The organism is Leifsonia sp. McL0627 (assembly GCF_058244615.1).
In genome coordinates this window covers 1,444,419-1,460,985 of record NZ_JBZCGM010000002.1, presented here as the reverse complement: position 1 = coordinate 1,460,985, position 16,567 = coordinate 1,444,419, and the positions used below count along the sequence as shown (strand labels likewise).

Annotated in this window: 16 protein-coding genes and 1 tRNA gene; 6 read left to right on the top strand and 11 right to left on the bottom strand. The window is 69.0% G+C overall.

Annotation, left to right across the window (positions count from 1 at the left end; genetic code table 11):
- Positions 1 to 51 precede the first annotated feature (51 nt).
- The 6 genes from AC37TH_RS07635 to AC37TH_RS07610 all read right to left on the bottom strand — a co-directional run bounded on the left by AC37TH_RS07635 (position 52) and on the right by AC37TH_RS07610 (position 4,938).
- Entirely contained in the window at positions 52 to 2,049 is a 1,998-nt protein-coding gene (locus AC37TH_RS07635) for a S53 family peptidase (protein WP_490763734.1), read from the bottom strand.
- 197 nt (positions 2,050 to 2,246) lie between these two features.
- Entirely contained in the window at positions 2,247 to 2,936 is a 690-nt protein-coding gene (rplA, locus tag AC37TH_RS07630; protein WP_490763733.1) for a 50S ribosomal protein L1, read from the bottom strand.
- 74 nt (positions 2,937 to 3,010) lie between these two features.
- Positions 3,011 to 3,442 carry a 50S ribosomal protein L11 gene (gene rplK, locus AC37TH_RS07625; RefSeq protein WP_055890341.1) on the bottom strand — a complete coding sequence of 144 codons (432 nt, stop codon included), beginning with the start codon at positions 3,440 to 3,442 and terminating at the stop codon, positions 3,011 to 3,013.
- Positions 3,443 to 3,561: 119 nt separating this feature from the next.
- Entirely contained in the window at positions 3,562 to 4,482 is a 921-nt protein-coding gene (nusG, locus tag AC37TH_RS07620; RefSeq protein WP_490763732.1) for a transcription termination/antitermination protein NusG, read from the bottom strand.
- A gap of 67 nt (positions 4,483 to 4,549) precedes the next feature.
- On the bottom strand, positions 4,550 to 4,822 hold the full coding sequence (secE, locus tag AC37TH_RS07615; protein WP_490763731.1) for a preprotein translocase subunit SecE: 273 nt from the start codon (positions 4,820 to 4,822) through the stop codon (positions 4,550 to 4,552).
- A gap of 43 nt (positions 4,823 to 4,865) precedes the next feature.
- Positions 4,866 to 4,938, bottom strand: a tRNA-Trp gene (locus AC37TH_RS07610).
- Positions 4,939 to 5,129: 191 nt separating this feature from the next.
- Here AC37TH_RS07610 and AC37TH_RS07605 point away from each other — a divergent pair.
- The gene (locus AC37TH_RS07605) at positions 5,130 to 6,335 is read left to right on the top strand and encodes a pyridoxal phosphate-dependent aminotransferase (protein WP_490763730.1); all 1,206 of its coding nucleotides are present in this window, start codon (positions 5,130 to 5,132) and stop codon (positions 6,333 to 6,335) included.
- 102 nt (positions 6,336 to 6,437) lie between these two features.
- Here AC37TH_RS07605 and AC37TH_RS07600 read toward each other — a convergent pair whose 3' ends face one another.
- A complete protein-coding gene (locus tag AC37TH_RS07600) occupies positions 6,438 to 7,223 on the bottom strand; it encodes a LuxR C-terminal-related transcriptional regulator (RefSeq protein ID WP_490763729.1) in 786 nt (261 codons plus the stop codon).
- Positions 7,220 to 8,437 carry an ATP-binding protein gene (locus AC37TH_RS07595; RefSeq protein ID WP_490763728.1) on the bottom strand — a complete coding sequence of 406 codons (1,218 nt, stop codon included), beginning with the start codon at positions 8,435 to 8,437 and terminating at the stop codon, positions 7,220 to 7,222. The genes AC37TH_RS07600 and AC37TH_RS07595 overlap by 4 nt, the downstream gene beginning before the upstream one ends.
- A gap of 114 nt (positions 8,438 to 8,551) precedes the next feature.
- Between AC37TH_RS07595 and AC37TH_RS07590 the strand changes: the two genes are divergently transcribed.
- The 5 genes from AC37TH_RS07590 to AC37TH_RS07570 all read left to right on the top strand — a co-directional run bounded on the left by AC37TH_RS07590 (position 8,552) and on the right by AC37TH_RS07570 (position 14,284).
- Entirely contained in the window at positions 8,552 to 9,961 is a 1,410-nt protein-coding gene (locus AC37TH_RS07590) for a PspC domain-containing protein (protein ID WP_490763727.1), read from the top strand.
- On the top strand, positions 9,958 to 10,317 hold the full coding sequence (locus AC37TH_RS07585) for a hypothetical protein (protein WP_490763726.1): 360 nt from the start codon (positions 9,958 to 9,960) through the stop codon (positions 10,315 to 10,317). Before AC37TH_RS07590 ends, AC37TH_RS07585 begins: the two co-directional genes overlap by 4 nt.
- Positions 10,318 to 10,324: 7 nt before the next feature.
- On the top strand, positions 10,325 to 11,260 hold the full coding sequence (locus AC37TH_RS07580; protein ID WP_490763725.1) for an ABC transporter ATP-binding protein: 936 nt from the start codon (positions 10,325 to 10,327) through the stop codon (positions 11,258 to 11,260).
- Positions 11,257 to 12,072: an ABC transporter permease gene (locus AC37TH_RS07575; RefSeq protein ID WP_490763724.1), complete on the top strand. Its 816-nt coding sequence runs from the start codon at positions 11,257 to 11,259 to the stop codon at positions 12,070 to 12,072. Before AC37TH_RS07580 ends, AC37TH_RS07575 begins: the two co-directional genes overlap by 4 nt.
- Before the next feature lie 115 nt (positions 12,073 to 12,187).
- Entirely contained in the window at positions 12,188 to 14,284 is a 2,097-nt protein-coding gene (locus AC37TH_RS07570) for a RecQ family ATP-dependent DNA helicase (protein ID WP_490763723.1), read from the top strand.
- A gap of 5 nt (positions 14,285 to 14,289) precedes the next feature.
- Here the strand turns inward: AC37TH_RS07570 and AC37TH_RS07565 are convergent, their stop codons facing one another.
- Genes AC37TH_RS07565 through AC37TH_RS07555 form a run of 3 tightly spaced genes read right to left on the bottom strand, consistent with a single transcriptional unit; the run spans position 14,290 to position 16,294 of the window.
- The gene (locus tag AC37TH_RS07565; protein WP_490763722.1) at positions 14,290 to 15,429 is read right to left on the bottom strand and encodes a UDP-N-acetylmuramate dehydrogenase; all 1,140 of its coding nucleotides are present in this window, start codon (positions 15,427 to 15,429) and stop codon (positions 14,290 to 14,292) included.
- On the bottom strand, positions 15,429 to 15,848 hold the full coding sequence (locus AC37TH_RS07560) for a MaoC family dehydratase (protein WP_490763721.1): 420 nt from the start codon (positions 15,846 to 15,848) through the stop codon (positions 15,429 to 15,431). The genes AC37TH_RS07565 and AC37TH_RS07560 overlap by 1 nt, the downstream gene beginning before the upstream one ends.
- Complete coding sequence (locus AC37TH_RS07555) at positions 15,848 to 16,294, bottom strand: FAS1-like dehydratase domain-containing protein (protein WP_490763720.1); 447 nt, start codon at positions 16,292 to 16,294, stop codon at positions 15,848 to 15,850. The genes AC37TH_RS07560 and AC37TH_RS07555 overlap by 1 nt, the downstream gene beginning before the upstream one ends.
- Positions 16,295 to 16,567: the final 273 nt, after the last annotated feature.

Genomic DNA, 16,567 nt, shown 5'->3' with positions numbered 1-16,567 from the left:
AAACGGCCGGCCGTCCACGAAGGACGACCGGCCGTTCCGGCGGTTCGGGCGCTAGTGGCGCCCTGCCGCGACCAGTGAGAGCAGGTTGAACGACACACCGCCGAGGCCGGTGACGTCGTCGTATCCCTTCGCGGTCTTCAGCGTGGTGTCCTGATCGAACGACACCAGGTAGCTGTTGCCGCTGGTGGCGCTGGTGTACGCGACCGCCTGCGTCGGGTTCTGCGGCACGACGTCACGGAACGCGTTCGGCAGGATGCGCTTGACGCCGTACAGCGTCGGGTTCGCGAACCCGATCGTGGCGTGCGTGGCCTGCTGCACGATCGCGATCTGCGCCGCCACGATCGGAGTCGCCAGCGAGGTTCCGCCGTACGTCTCGTTCACGTAGTCGCCCGTTGCGAGGGTCGTGTCGTCGATGATCGGACGGATGCCGATCGAGAACCCGGTGTACGGGTCGGCGAGCGCAGCCACATCCGGAGAGACGCGGTGGCCGTTCGCCAGGGCGGCCGGCACAGCGTTCCGCTGGTAGTCGGGCTGAGCGAACACAGCGCTCACCCCGCCGCCGGCGCCGCCGACGAAGCGGGTGCCGGGCAGCGGCTCCTTGTAGGACAGCGAACCGTCGGCGTTCTTGACGATCTGGTCGACCGTGTCGCCCCAGCCCGCCTCGAACGAGATCTTGCTGTTCTTGTCGATGCCGAGACTCGTGCCGCCCACCGAGGTGACCCACGGGGAGGAGGCGGGGAAGTCGGGCGACGCGTAGTCGAGGTTCGCGACCTCGTCGCCGTTGTCACCGCTCGAGAAGTACAGCCCGATGCCTTCGCCGGCCGCCTGCAGCTGCAGGTTGACCTCGCCCTGGATCACGTCGGCCGGGACAGCCTCACCCACGTTGCCGTAGCTGTTGCTCACGATGTTCGACAGCTTGTTGTCGAGGACCTTCGACATCGCGACATCGAGGCCGCCGCTGCAGTCCGTGCCACCCACGTACAGGATGCGCGCGCCCGGTGCGATGCCGTGGACGGACTCGACGTCGAGCGTCTGCTCGCCCTGCCATCCGCTCGGCTGCTGGCACAGCTCCTGGTCGGTGAAGTCGCTCGACTTCGGAACCAGCTGCTGGTAATTCGAGTTGTTCAGGCCGGGCTCGCCGTTCTGCTGCGAGTACGAGTTCACGTCCTTCACGATGCTCGGGCTCGCGTACGCGTCGATGATCGCGACCGTCTGGCCTGAGCCGTTCACTCCGCGCTTGTTGAGCGCGTCCAGCCCGTAGGCCGTGCGGAGCTGCGACGGCGTGTAACCGCAGTTGAACGTGCTGTACTGCGTCTGGCCGTTGTAGCTCGCGGGAACCGTCACGACATGCTCGCCGATGTAGTGCGAGCACGGGGTCACGACGACCGGTGCGGCCGCCGCCTTGCGGCTCAGCTGCGGGGTCGCGGAGGCGCCGAGGTCGCCCTGCTTGATCGAGTCCGGCTTGGTCAGCGTTCGTGACTGCTCGATGCTGATGCCGGAGACCTTGGTGCCGACCGCCGCGGGGAGTGACGGGGCGGAGGTCGGAGCGACCAGGCGCTTGCCCGCGTAGTCGAACGAGTGCAGCGACGTGCCGAAGATCGACCCCAGCTGGTCGGGCGTCCCCCGGAAGACCACGTACTGCCGGCTCGCCGGAACAGCCGTGATCGTGAGGCCGACGGTCTTCAGGAAGCTGACCACCGAATCCGAGTCGGCCTGGGTCGGCGAGAACCGGTTGATCCACTGGTTCGGGTTGAGCGCCTTGCGGTAGCCCTGGTTGACCGGATTCGAGACAGCCTTGGCGAGCGCCTCCGCGCCCTGCTGGTCGCGCAGGGGGAGATAGATCTCGCCCTGCACTGTCTGGTCCGTCGGTGCGGCGCCTGCGTCGTTGGCTGCAGTGGCCCAGCTCGGTACGGAATCGGCGAAAGTGACCCTGTCGGCCGCATTCGCTGCTCCGGTCCCCGCCATCGACAACGCCACCGCGGCGGCCGCGGTGGCGATGATTCCGACGGCCCTTTTGTGGAGGACTCGTCTGGTGGTGCGAGTTGTCATGAAGTGATCCTTACTCGACAGTGAGCGACGCGCGACGCGCGCCAACCGCGAGAGTAGACCCACAAGTTCTACCGCCACAAGAGGGGTAGACAGTTCTGTTGCAGATTGCGTCGTCTGTGGACGCCACCTCAGCGCAGGGATGCGAAAAGGCCGCCTCCGGAATCCGGAGACGGCCTGTTCGCACGAACGATGCGCGACTAGATGGCGTTGACGTCCAGCGGGATGCCGGGGCCGAACGTGGTCGACACAGCACCCTTCTGCACGTAGCGACCCTTCGAGGAGGACGGCTTCAGACGCATGATCTCTTCGAGCGCGGTCTTGATGTTCTCGTCGAGCTGCTCGGCGGTGAAGCCCGCCTTGCCGACGACGAAGTGCACGTTGGCGTGCTTGTCGACGCGGAACTCGATCTTTCCGCCCTTGATGTCGGAGACGGCCTTGGCCACATCCGGCGTCACGGTTCCGGTCTTCGGGTTCGGCATGAGGCCACGCGGGCCGAGCACCTTACCGAGACGGCCGACCTGGCCCATGAGCTCCGGGGTGGAGACAGCCGAGTCGAAGTCGGTGTAACCACCGGCGACCTTCTCGATGAGCTCCGCTCCGCCGACCTCATCGGCGCCCGCGGCGATCGCGGCCTCAGCGGCCGGACCCGTCGCGAACACGATGACGCGCGCGGTCTTGCCGGTACCGTGAGGAAGGATGACGGTACCGCGGACCATCTGGTCCGCCTTGCGCGGGTCGACGCCGAGCTTCAGCGCGACCTCGACGGTCGAGTTGAACTTGCTGGAGCCGGTCTCGCGAGCGAGCGTGACGGCCTCAGTGGGGGTGTAGAACTTTCCGGCCTCGATCTTGTCGGCCGCGGCCCGGTAGGCCTTTGACTTCTGTGCCATGTGGTTTCTCCTGTCGAGAATGTGGTGCGAGCCTGGCCGGCTCTGCCACGGATGTGTCTGTGAAGGACGAGGGCTTACGCCTCGACCGTGATGCCCATCGAACGGGCGGTGCCTGCGATGATCTTCGACGCTGCGTCGATGTCGTTCGCGTTCAGGTCGACCATCTTCTGCTCGGCGATCGCGCGCACCTGCTCCTGGGTCAGCTTGCCGACCTTGGTGGTGTGCGGGACGCCGGAGCCCTTGGGGACGCCTGCGGCCTTCTTGATGAGCTCAGCGGCCGGCGGGGTCTTGAGGACGAACGTGAACGAACGGTCCTCGTAGACGGTGATCTCCACCGGGATGACGTTGCCGCGCTGCGACTCGGTCGCCGCGTTGTACGCCTTGCAGAACTCCATGATGTTGACGCCGTGCTGACCCAGCGCCGGACCGATCGGCGGAGCGGGGTTGGCGGCGCCGGCGTTGATCTGAAGCTTGATCAGACCAGTGACCTTTTTCTTCGGTGCCATGTTTCTTCCTTCTTTGTGTATTCGAGCGTTCAGGATGAATCCCGAACGGCTCTCCCGGTTTCTCGGCCTGTCCGAGACCCGGTGATCTAAAAAACCAGGGGCTGTCGGCTCTTATTCCGTTAGAGCTTGGTGACCTGGTCGAAGCTGAGCTCGACCGGGGTCTCACGCTCGAACAGGGAGACGAGGACGGTGAGCTTGCCGCTCTCCGGCTTGATCTCGCTGATCGAACCGGGCAGGCCCGCGAACGAGCCTTCCTTGATCGTGATGGTCTCGCCGATCTCGAAGTCGACCTCGGCGGGGATGACGCGCTGTGCGGCCTTCTGGCCCTTCGCGGCGCCCTTGACCGGAGCGGCCTCGATCTGCACGAGGCTCTTCAGCATCGAGAAGGCCTCTTCGAAGCGCAGCGGGGTGGGGTTGTGCGCGTTGCCGACGAAGCCGGTGACACCCGGCGTGTGACGCACGACGGACCAGCTGTCCTCGTTGAGGTCCATGCGCACGAGCACGTAGCCGGGGATGCGCACACGGTTGACCATCTTGCGCTGGCCGTTCTTGATCTCGACGACGTCTTCCATCGGAACCTGGACCTCGAAGATGAAGTCCTCCATGTTCATCGAGACCATGCGGTTCTCGATGTTGGACTTCACGCGACGCTCGAACCCGGCGTATGAGTGGATGACGTACCACTTGCCGATCTTGCTGCGCAGCTCGGCGCGGAACTCCTCGTACGGGTCGGTCGCTGCCTCGTCTTCGTCTTCGACGGCCTCGACGGCGGCTTCCGCCTCCTGGTCGTCGTCGACCTCGAGGGCCTCGTCGACGGCGCGGTCGGCCTCGGGGTCGACAGCCTCGGCCATCGCGTCGAGGACCGCATCCAGGTCGATCTCGGTTCCGTCTTCTGCGACGACGTGCAGAGCTTCGTGCTCAGCGGCGTCGACCGATTCTTCTTCACCGGCCAGAACGTTGCCGGTCTGCGCCTCATCGTCTTCGGAGGACTGCTCGGCTGCGGTCGCCCAGTCCACGTCGTCGCGATTTGTCTCAGACACTGAATTCATTCCATTTCTGTCGGTGGCCGGTCGGCCGGCTCGGGAAGGCCGTGACTCAGGCGCTGGATCAGGTCGGGTTTCCGAAGACCCAGACGACGCCGAGCCCGAAGACCCAGTCGAGCAGGGACACGAGCGCCATCATGATCACCACGAAGACGAGAACAACCCCGGTGTAGCTGAAGAGTTCTTTCCTGGTCGGGGTGACGACCTTCTTGAGCTCGCCGATGACCTGGCGGATGAACAGAGCGATCCGAGCGAAGGGTCCACGCTTTGCGGCGCGGTCCTTTTTCGCGTTGGCGACGATTTCCTCGCTCGGCTCGTCGATAACTTTTCGGGCCACCTTGTTACACCTTTCGTGGGTCGTCACCTGAAGTGACGACTTGCAGGGCGGACAGGACTTGAACCTGCAACCTGCGGTTTTGGAGACCGCTGCTCTACCAATTGAGCCACCGCCCTATGAAAGCGAAATCGCGGAGCCTTCCCGCGCACCTTCTCGAACAAGGCTAGCCGATCCCACTCGGAGATTCCTCTGCGAGAGGCAGATCCGCCGGCCGTCCTCAGTGAAAAAGGGCGCAAAAAAGCTTGGCAGATTTCAACTACCGCGACCAAGTGTATGTGACGTGGGGCGGACTGTAAAGTTGGGCACCGTGACCGGACAGCAGCGCATTTCCCGACGCATCGCATCCATCGCCGAATCGGCGACGCTCAAAGTGGATGCGAAGGCCAAAGCCCTCAAATCACAGGGCAGACCCGTGATCAGCTTCGCCGCCGGCGAGCCGGACTTCGTGACGCCGCAGAACATCGTGGATGCGGCGCTGACGGCCGTGAACGACCCGCGCAACTACCGGTACACCCCCGCCGCCGGTCTGCCGGAGCTGCGGGAGGCGATCGCGGAGAAGACGCGACGGGACTCCGGGATGGACGTCCCCGCATCCGGAGTCGTCGTCACCAACGGCGGCAAGCAGGCCGTGTACCAGGCGTTCGCCACCTTGATCGACCCCGGCGACGAGGTGCTCGTGCCGACGCCGTACTGGACGACGTACCCGGAGGCGATCAAGCTCGCCGGCGGCGTGCAGGTGGACGTGTTCGCCGGAGCAGACCAGGGCTACCTGGTCACCGTCGACCAGCTCGAAGCAGCCCGCACGGAACGCACGAAGGTGCTCCTGTTCGTGTCGCCGTCGAACCCGACCGGTGCCGTGTACCCGCCGGAGCAGGTCGAGGAGATCGGCCGCTGGGCGGAGGAGCACGGGCTGTTCGTCATCGCCGACGAGATCTACCAGAACCTCACATACGACGGCGGGAAGGCCCTGTCGATCGTCGAGGCGGTGCCTGCGCTCGCCGACCGCACCATCCTGGTCAACGGCGTCGCCAAGACGTACGCGATGACCGGCTGGCGGGTGGGCTGGATGGCCGGGCCCGCCGACCTCATCGCCGCGGCGGCCAACCTGCAGTCGCACCTCTCGTCGAACGTCTCCAACATCTCGCAGCGCGCGGCCCTCGAAGCGCTGACGGGTCCGCAGGAGCCCGAGGAGCAGATGCGGCTCGCGTTCGACCGCCGGCGGCAGACGATCGTCGCCGAGCTGAACGCGATCGACGGCATCCGCACGCCGACGCCGCAGGGCGCGTTCTACGTGTACCCGGACGTGTCCGGACTGCTCGGGCGGACCTGGGGCGGCGTGACGCCGACCACGTCGCTGGAGCTGGCGGACCTCATCCTGGAGCAGGCGGAGGTCGCGGCGGTGCCCGGCGAGGCCTTCGGGCCGTCCGGCTACCTGCGGTTGTCGTACGCGCTCGGCGACGACGAACTGCTCGAGGGCGTGCGCCGCCTGCAGCGCCTCTTCGGCGCGCGCTGAGCGCCGCTGCGCGGCCCGCGCGCGCCCTGCGCATCCACGATTCGTGCGAAAAGTGCGGTGCCGTCCTCGTAACCGCACTTTTCGCACGAGTCGCGCGGCGTGTCAGAGCAGCTTGCGCTCGAGCGCCCAGGCCGTGAGCTCGTGGCGGGAGGAGAGCTGCAGCTTGCGGAGGACGGCGGAGACGTGGCTCTCGACGGTCTTGATCGAGATGAACAGGTCGGCCGCCACCTCTTTGTACGAGTATCCGCGGGCGATCAGGCGCATCACCTCGCGTTCGCGCGCCGACAGACGGTCGAGCTCATCGGTGGACTCCGCCTGCTCGCCTGCGGCCGCGCCGAACGCGTCGAGGACGAAACCGGCCAGCCGCGGCGAGAACACGGCGTCCCCGCCCGCGACGCCGACGACGGCGTCGCTCACCTGACCGCCGGAGCTGCCCTTGGTGAGATAGCCGCGGGCGCCGGCCCTGATCACGCCGACGACGTCCTCGGCGGCGTCGGAGACGCTCAGCGCTAGGAAACGGGTGTCCGGGCACTCCGCGATGGTCCTGCGGACGACCTCCGCTCCCCCGCCGCCAGCCCCACCCGGAAGGTGGACGTCGAGGAGCACCACCGCGGGGTGAGCCTCGCGGATCACGGCGACCGCCGCATCCACATCGGCGGCCTCCCCGACGACCGAGAGGCGGTCGTCGAGGTCGGCTCGCAGGCCGGAGCGGAAGATGGAGTGGTCGTCGACGATCACGACGGTGATCGGGGCGACAGTGGATGCGCCGGGCTCAGTGGATGCGCCGGGCGCGTCCTCGTGTGTCGCCGCGTGCTGCCCGCCGTGCGCCCGCTGCTCGCCCTGCGCGTGCCGCTCGTCGTGCTCGCCCTGCTCGTGCTGCTCTGTCATGGTGCCTCGTTCGCGTACTCGATGCTCAGCTGGACCTCTGTGCCGGTGTCGCGCGACGTGACGGTCGCGTGACCGCCCGCCCTGCGCATCCGGCCGATGATGGACTCGCGCACTCCCAGTCTGCCCTCCGGAAGCGCATCGACGTCGAAGCCGGGTCCTCTGTCCCTGATGAAGACGTCGACACCGCCCGCCCTGCTCTCCACATAGACGGAGACGTCGCCGCCGGCGTGACGGGCCGCGTTCAGCATGGCCTCGCGCGCTGCGGCGGCGAGGTCGGACGGCGCGTGCTCGACCGGTTCTCCGACCGTCACGATGTCGAAGTGCACCGGATTGTCGACCTCCAGCGCCGCACCGGTGGACCGCAGCTCGGAGGCGAGGTCGCGCACCTGCGCATCCCGGTCGTCGGCGGCGTCGGCGTACAGCCACTCCCGCAGCTCCCGCTCCTGGGCTCGGGCGATGCGGGCGACCTCGCTCGACGCGCCCGCCCTGTTCTGGATGAGGGCGAGCGTCTGCAGCACGGAGTCGTGCAGGTGCGCGGCGATCTCGGCACGCTGCTCCTGCTTGATGCGGGCCGTCCGCTCGGCGATGAGCTCCCTCCACAGCCGGAGCGCCCACGGCCCGACGAGCACGGCCGCTCCCGCGAACGTGGCGGCGATGATCCCCAGCCAGAGCCAGCCCGTGCCCGCCCTGTCGACCAGCGAACTCAGGGCGACGGCGATCACGACCAGGAACGCGCCCGCGGCGATGCGCAGCGTGCGGGACGCGACCGGTCCGCGCGCCGCGTCCCCCGCGTCGACCAGCTGATCCCAGGCGACGCACGCGACGGCCGCCAGGATACTCGTGCCAATCGCGGCGAGCAGCCCGAACGGCGACGACCCTGCAGCGGCGAGCGCTACGGCCGCGACACCGGCGACCCCGGAGATCCCGAGCAGCAGCCACGACACCGGGATGCGGCGGACCACGCGTTCCTGCGGGTCGGCGGCCGTCGCGGGCCGGAGCGGCGTGAGCGCCCACAGCCAGAGATAGAGGAGCACCCCGGCGCCGCCGACGAGCCCGAGAGCGACGAACAGCCAGCGCACCATCGCGACCGGCCAGCCGAGATGGTCGGCGAGCGCGACGCTCACCCCGCTCAACTCGCACGTTCGCGGGCGCGCCAGTGGAACCCTCGGAGGGCGGGCGGCGGGCGCGCTGTCAGGCGCGAACGTGTCGGTCACGGTGAAATCCAAGCAGACTCCGCCCGTCCCCGACACCCCGGCCGCCGGGAATCAGGGGCGACTCAGGGTGATACCCGATATCGGCGGACCATCGGTCAGCGCCAGGATCGAAGCATGTCACAGCAGGACTCCCCAACACCTCCCCCTCCCGGCACCCCTGGCGCGCCGTACGGCGGCCCCACCAGCGGCCTCTCCGGGCGCGGCAGAACGTTCTTCGACTGGATGCGCGGCCTCGGCGTCGTGCGTTCGGACGGCTGGCTCGGCGGCGTGTGCGCCGGCGTCGCCAACCGCATCGGCATCGACCCGCTGATCGTACGCGGCATCGTCGTCGTCGCGGCGATCCTCGGCGCACCGATGCTCCTCCTCTACGCGGCGGCGTGGGCGCTCCTGCCGGACAGGGAGAACCGCATCCATTTGCAGCGGCTGTTCGATGGCGACTTCCAGCCGGCCATCGTCGGGATCGGCGTGCTCGCCCTGTTGTCTCTGCTGCCGTGGGCGCCGGGGATCTGGTGGGCGAACGGTGGATTCTGGGGGTCGCCTTCGCTCGGCGACGTGATCGGCCGGGTGCTCTGGACACTGATCGTGCTCGCGCTCATCGCCGGTCTCGTGGTCTGGGCGGTGCGCGGCAACTGGGGCCGGGATGCGTGGGGCGCGAACCGCGGGACGGGCGCCGGTGCCAGTGCTGGTGCCGGTACCGGTGCCAGTGCCAGTGCCAGTGCCAGTGAGTCCGCTACCCCCGCTGCCGACGCTTCCGCCTCCGCCGCACCGGGTCCTGGGGTCTGGGTGGCCGCCGCGGCGGGAGCATCCACTGTTCCTGAGCCTGCGAGCGCGGAGGCAGGCGCGACGCCGGACGCTCCTACCGTCCCCCTCGATCCCGTAGCCGGCAAGCCGGCCCTCGACACCACCGCAGAGCCGACCGAGCCGCCTGCGCCGACCGTCGGGGCGTCGACGCAGGACGTCGCAGACTGGCGCGCCCGTCACGCTTCCTGGCAGGCGGAGCACGCACAGTGGAAAGCCAGGCTCGACGAGGACATGCGCGCCGTCAAGCGTCAGCGAGCGGCGGAGATGCGGGCGCAGGCAGCCGCAGCCACCGCCGAGGCCGCCGCTCAGCGCCGGGCGTTCCGCGCGGCCAACCCGCGCGTCGGTGCGGCGTTCGGCTGGGCGACCGTCGGCCTGGCCCTCGTGGCCGCCGCGGTGGTCTCCGCGGTCTGGGAGCCCGCGACCGGCTTGACCGGTTACGGCGTCACGGCCGCGCTGGCCGCAGCGACGCTGGTCTTCGGCGTCGCGGTGCTCATCGCGGGGCTCGCCAGGCGCAGGAGCGGGTTCCTGATCTTCCTCGGGATCGTGCTCGCCGTCGCGACGCTGATCTCCGGGTGGGTGCCGCGCGATAAGCCATTCGTCTTCGAGGGCGTCCACTTCTCGTCGATGAGCGCCCAGCTCAACGACGCCCAGATCAGCGACGCCCAAAGCAGCGACGCCCGCATCAGCGACGCCCGAATCAATACACAGGAGCAGGGACGATGAGCGACAGCACGAACAACGACACCACGAATCACATCGCTCCGAACGCGGACGCCATCCCGACCGTCGTGATCGACCAGACGACCGGATGGGGCGCGCAGCAGCAGCCCCGCGCATCCACCGGCCGCAGCCAGATCCGGTGGGGCGGCGTCGTCTGGGGCGTCATCCTGATCGTCTTCGCCGCTGGCACGCTCGCCGTGCTCTCCGCCCGCGACCGGCTGATCGCCGCGCAGGTGTGGTTCGCCTCCCTCACCCCGGCGAGCGCGTGGGCGCTCGGGCTCGCGGTGGCGGGCGGGATCATCGTCGTCCTCGCCGTTCTCGGCGGAGTGAGGAGCGCTCAGCGCCGCCGACGGGCATGATGAGTGCATGAGCAGCAGCCCTTCCGGCGGTCCTGCCGTCGTCGTCCGAGATCTGCGGAAGTCGTACGGACAGTTCGAGGCCGTGCGTGGCGTGAGTTTCGACATCGAGCAGGGCGAGACCTTCGCCCTGCTCGGTCCCAACGGTGCAGGCAAGAGCACCACCATCGAGATCCTCGAGGGCTACCGGGATCGCAGCGGCGGCGAGGTGAGCGTCCTCGGCATCGACCCGCATCGCGGCGGGTCGGAGTGGAAGGCGCGACTCGGGATCGTGCTGCAGACCGGCGCGGAGGCCGCCGATGTGACCGTGCGGGAGCAGGTCGCGCACTTCTCGCGGTTCTACCCGGCCAGGCGGGATGTGGACGAGCTGATCGCGGCGGTGGGTCTCGCGGAGAAGGCGAAGGTGCGCATCCGGAACCTGTCGGGCGGGCAGCGGCGGCGACTGGATGTGGCACTCGGGGTGATCGGACGGCCGGAGCTGCTGTTCCTGGACGAGCCGACGACCGGGTTCGACCCGGAGGCGCGGCGCGAGTTCTGGCAGCTGATCCGCGACCTCAAGAAGGAGGGGACGACCATCCTGCTCACCACCCACTACCTCGACGAGGCGGCGCAGCTCAGCGACAGGGTCGCCGTGATCGCTCGCGGTGAGCTGATCGACATCGGAGCCGTCGACACCATCGGCGACCGGGGGGCGCGCATCCCGATCGTGCGGTGGCGGGATGCGAACGGGCAGCTGCACGAGGAGCGCACGGAGACGCCGGCCGCGGTGGTCGCCCGGCTGACCGCCGAGACCGGTGGGGAGCCGCGGGACCTGGAGGTGATCCGGCCGAGCCTGGAGGACGTGTACCTGGGGCTGGTGCAGGCGGCGGAGGAAGCGGCGGCGTCGACTGGCTCGGCTGCTGGGGCTGCTGCTGGGGCTGCCTCGTCGAAGGGGGCGGCAGCATGAGGACCGTGTCGCTCGGCTTCGTCCGCATCCGGTACGAGGTGCTCACCTATTTCCGCCAGGCGGACACGATCTTCTTCACCTTCCTGTTCCCGGTCGTCATGCTCGGGATCTTCTCCGTGGCGTTCCAGGGGCTCGGAAACGTCGGCGCCAACCCGGACGGGTCGGGTGGGATCACCCAGGCCGCCTACTATCTGCCGGGGATGATCGCCGCAGGCATCCTGCTGTCCGGCGTGCAGAACCTCGCCGTCGACATCGCCGTCGAGAAGAGCGACGGCACCCTCAAACGTCTCGGCGGCACCCCGCTGCCCGTCGTCTCGTACTTCATCGGGAAGATGGGGCAGGTGATCGCCACGAGCATCCTGCAGATCGGGTTGCTCCTGCTGATGGCACGACTGGTGTTCGGCGTCGCGCTGCCCACCGACCCCGCGCTGTGGCTGCGGTTCGCGTGGATCTACGCACTCGGCATCGTGACGTCGGCCGTGCTCGGCATCGCGCTGTCCTCCGTGCCCCGGACGGGCAAGAGCGCGACGGCCGTGATCATCCCGATCGTGCTGGTGCTGCAGTTCATCTCCGGCGTGTATCTGGCGTTCAATCTGCTGCCGACGTGGCTGCAGAACATCGCGAGCATCTTCCCGCTGAAATGGATCGCGCAGGGGATGCGCAGCGTGTTCCTGCCCGCGTCGTTCGAGGCGCAGGAGCCGAGCGGAAGCTGGCAACTGGGGTGGATGGCCGTGGTGCTGCTGATCTGGCTGGTCGCCGGGCTGGTAGTGTGCCGGCTGACGTTCCGGTGGATCCGGAAGGACGGGGCGTAGGTCGGCCGTTCGCACTCGCGTCCGCGCTCCCGTCCGGTTTTCCACAGCCGCGAGTTCTCCACCGGTTTGCACCCCCCGGCTCGGCAGCGTCGGTGCTCTCTGAAACGATGTGTCCATGAGCACCACCACCAGAGACCAGGCCGTCGACACCCTCCGCGCCCTGGTCGGCGATCCCCAGGCCGAATTCCACGACGGGCAGTTCGAGGCGATCTCGGCACTCGTCGACGAACGCAGGCGCGCCCTGGTGGTGCAGCGCACGGGATGGGGCAAGTCGGCGGTGTACTTCGTCGCGACGATGGTGCTCAGGGCGCGCGGGGCAGGGCCGACCATCCTGGTCTCCCCGCTCCTGGCGCTGATGCGGGATCAGGTCGCCGCCGCCGAACGTGCGGGAGTCCGCGCGGTCACCCTCAACTCCGCCAACCGCCATGAGTGGGACGACGTGTCCCAACGCCTCCGCGACGACACGGTGGATGCGCTGCTCGTCTCCCCGGAGCGGCTCAACAACCCGCAGTTCCGTGACGAGTTCCTGCCCGACCTCATCGCGCGCAGCGGACTGCTGGTGATCGACGAGGCGCACTGCATCTCCGACTGGGGGCACGACTTCCGCCCCGACTACCGGCGACTGCGCGACCTCATCGCCGCGATGCCGGACGGCGTCCCTGTGCTCGCGACCACCGCCACGGCCAACGAGCGCGTGGTGGCCGACGTCGCCGAGCAGATGGGCACCGGCAGCCACGAGCAGGTGCTCACCATCCGCGGGCCGCTCGCCCGGCGCTCGCTCCGGCTCGGCGTCCTCACCCTGCCAGACGCCGGGGCACGTCTCGCTTGGCTGGTGAGCCATCTGGCCGACCTCCCCGGGAGCGGCATCGTCTATGCCCTCACCGTCTCCGCCGCGGAAGACACGGCCCGGCTGCTGCGGCAGGCCGGGCACGAGACGTACGCATACACCGGCCAGACGGACACGGCCGAGCGCGAAGACCTCGAAGGTCGCCTGAAACGCAACGAGGTCAAGGCGCTGGTCGCGACCAGCGCGCTCGGCATGGGCTTCGACAAACCCGACCTCGGGTTCGTCGTGCACCTGGGCGCGCCGTCGTCGCCGGTGGCGTATTACCAGCAGGTCGGGCGCGCAGGGCGCGCGACCGATAACGCCGACGTGCTGCTGCTGCCCGGCCAGGAGGACCGGGCGATCTGGGACTACTTCGCCACCGCCTCCATGCCGTCGGAGGTGAAAGCGGACGCGGTGCTCGGCGCGCTGCACGACGAACCGCAGTCGACGCGCGCGCTGGAGAGCCAGGTGGACCTCAAGCCGTCGACGCTGGAGCTGCTGCTGAAGGTGCTCGACGTCGAAGGAGCGGTCAAGCGGGTGGCGAAGGGCTGGATCAGCACGGGCGTCCCGTGGACGTACGACCGCGAACGCTACGAGCGGATCGCCGCCGCCCGCACCGCAGAGCAGCAGTCGATGCTCGAGTACGAGTCCACGGACCAGTGCCGCATGATGTTCCTGCAGCGCGCCCTCGACGATCCGGAGGCGCAACCGTGCGGCCGCTGCGACAACTGCGCAGGCACGTGGTATCCGGCTGCGATCGACGCCGCTGCGAGCTCCTCCGTGGCGACGGCGCTCGACAGGGTCGGCGTCGAGATCGAGCCGCGCAAGCTGTGGCCGACCGGAGCCGACCGGCTCGGCGTGACCGTGAAGGGCAAGATCGCCGCCGACGAGCAGCTCGAACCGGGCCGCGCGCTCGCGAGGCTCACCGACCTTGGCTGGGGAGGGCCGCTCCGGGAGCTCCTCGGCGCCGACGCCGCCGACCAGGCGTGCCCGCCCGCGCTGCTGGCCGCGTGCATCCGGGTGCTGGGCGATTGGAACTGGGCGGAGCGTCCCGCCGCGGTCGTGGCGATGCCGTCCCGGCGGCGCCCGCAGTTCGTGCAGACGCTGGCCCGCGGATTCGCCGAGGCCGGGCGCCTCCCGTTCGCCGGGACGCTCGACGTGGTGGACGGCGGCCCGGTGGGCGAAGCGGGAGGCAACAGCGCGTTCCGGCTGTCATCGGTGTGGAACCGGTTCTCGGCCGACGCGCTCGATCTGCCGCAGGGCGTGCCGGTGCTGCTGGTCGACGACCTGGTCGACAGCCGGTGGACGATCACCGTCGCCGGGCGCGCGCTCCGGCGAGCGGGTGCGTCGGCGGTGCTGCCGTTCGCGGCGGCGCTGCGCTCGTAGCGGCGCTAGAGAGAGGTTCCGAGGAGGATCGGCTCAGGGTGCAGGATGACGCCGAACTCGGATTGGACGCGAGCCTGCACGTAGGAGGCGAGCTGGGTGATGTCGGCGGCGCTCGCGCCTCCGCGGTTGGTGATCGCGAGCGTGTGCTTGCTGGAGATCGCCGCACGGGAGCCCGGCAGCGAGAAGCCACGCCGGATGCCCGACTGCTCGATCAGCCAGGCGGCGCTGAGCTTCACCGAGTACGGGCCGCCTGCCAGGCCCGGGACGTCGCCAGGCCACACACCGCCCGCCTCCAGGCCGAGCACCCGATCCGGCTCCGGCGGGGTCACCGGCCAGCGTGGAGCGGCGGCGGGCAGCGAGCGGGCGAAGTTCTCGGACACGATCGGGTTGGTGAAGAACGACCCGGCGCTCACCGAGTCCTGGTCGTCCGGGTCAAGCACCATCCCCTTGGAAGCACGCAGAGCGAGCACGGCGCGCCGCAACTCGGCGACCGGCACCCGGGAGCCGAGCGCTACGCCGAGCGAGTCCGCAAGCTGTGCATACGCGATGGGAGCGCTGAGCGGGGCGCCGAGACCGCCGGGCTGGTTGCCGTCCTCGAGTTCGAGGACCACGGACAGGACCACGCCGCGCATCCCCTGTTTGAGCACAGACGTGCGGTAGCCGAGCCGCAGGTCGCCGCGGCCCATGGCGCGCAGCTCACCGGTGCCCGCATCGAGGAACTCGACGCCGAGCAACGCCGACTCGAGCTCCTGCCCGTACGCCCCGATGTTCTGCACCGGCGCCGCGCCGGTCGAACCGGGGATTCCGGACAATGCTTCGATGCCCGACCAGCCGTTGCGCACGGTGTGTGCGACGAGCGCGTCCCACGGCTCGCCCGCCTGCACCCGCAACCGGATGCGCCCGGCAGGGGCATCGAGGAGTTCGATGCCGCGGGTGACCACCCGGATGACCGTGCCGTCGAATCCGTCGTCGCCCGCCACGGTGTTGGAGCCGCCGCCGAGCAGCGCCCACTCCTCGCCGTCCGCCCACACGTCGAGGGCGGCCGCGATCAGGTCGTCGCGGGTGGGCGGTTCGATCAGACGTTCCGGCACGCCGCCCACCTGCATGGTGGTCAGCGTGGAGAGCGCGGGGGTCTGGTCCGGCATCAGGCGAACGTGACGCGGACCTGCGCCTTGCCGAGCACGGTCGCGCCGTCGAAAGTCACGGTGAGGTCGATGCGGGCGACGCGGGCGTCCGCATCCAGCTGGCCGACCTTGGCGATGACGGAGACGTCGGCGCCGTCGGCGGGGTCGACGACGACGGGGCGGGTGAAGCGCACCTGGTAGTCGGCGACGCGGGCGGGGTCGCCTGCCCAGTCGACGACCGGCTGCACAGCGAGGCCCATGGTGAGCATCCCGTGCGCGATGACGCCCGGCAGCCCGACGGAGGTGGCGACGTCGTCGCGGTAGTGGATGGGGTTGAAGTCGCCGGAGGCGCCGGCGTAGCGCACGAGGGTGCCGCGGGTGAGGTGGTAGCTCTGCTCGGCGACGACGTCGCCGACGGAGAGGGTGTCGAACTCGGGCATCACTCGTCTCCTCGAACGACCAGGGTGGATACGGCGGTGACGACATGCTCTCCCGCCGCGTCGACGATCACAGACTCCGCGGTGACCATCGAGTGCGCCCCGAGCGACTTGACACTGCTGACGGTGAGCGTGGCGGTCAGTTCGTCGCCGGCGACGACGGCACGCGTGTAGCTGAACCGCTGATCGCCGTGGACCACCCTGCTGAAGTCGATGCCGGCGTCCGGTTCGGCGAGCAGCTGCGCGAGCGTCTGCTCCTGCACCACCACGGGGAACGTCGGGGGCGCCACCAGGTCGGCATGGCCGGCGGCGTGCGCCGCCTCCACGTCGAAGCTGATCGGATCAGTGGCGAGGACGGCCCGCGCGAATTCGCGGATCTTCTCCCGCCCGACGAGATAAGGACTAGTCGGGGCGAACGTCCGCCCCTGCAACTCTGGGTTCACTGCCACCAGCCCATTCTACGGATGCGCGTCTCCGCCCCGATGGCTTAGGGAGGTAGGTGGGGCGAAAAAGAGAGAACCCCGGCGGCCGAAGCCGTCGGGGTTCTCGTACTGGTGCTGCTGCCTACTGGCAGCTGTCGCACTGCAGCAGATCCATGGGGTCGACGGGAACCGAGTAGCCGCCAACACTGTCGCTTTCGTAGTCCATGATGGCCTCCCCTAGAAGTCTCGTTGCTCCGCGTCTTGCGGTGTTCACCCACTATATAACCCGAATGACACGAT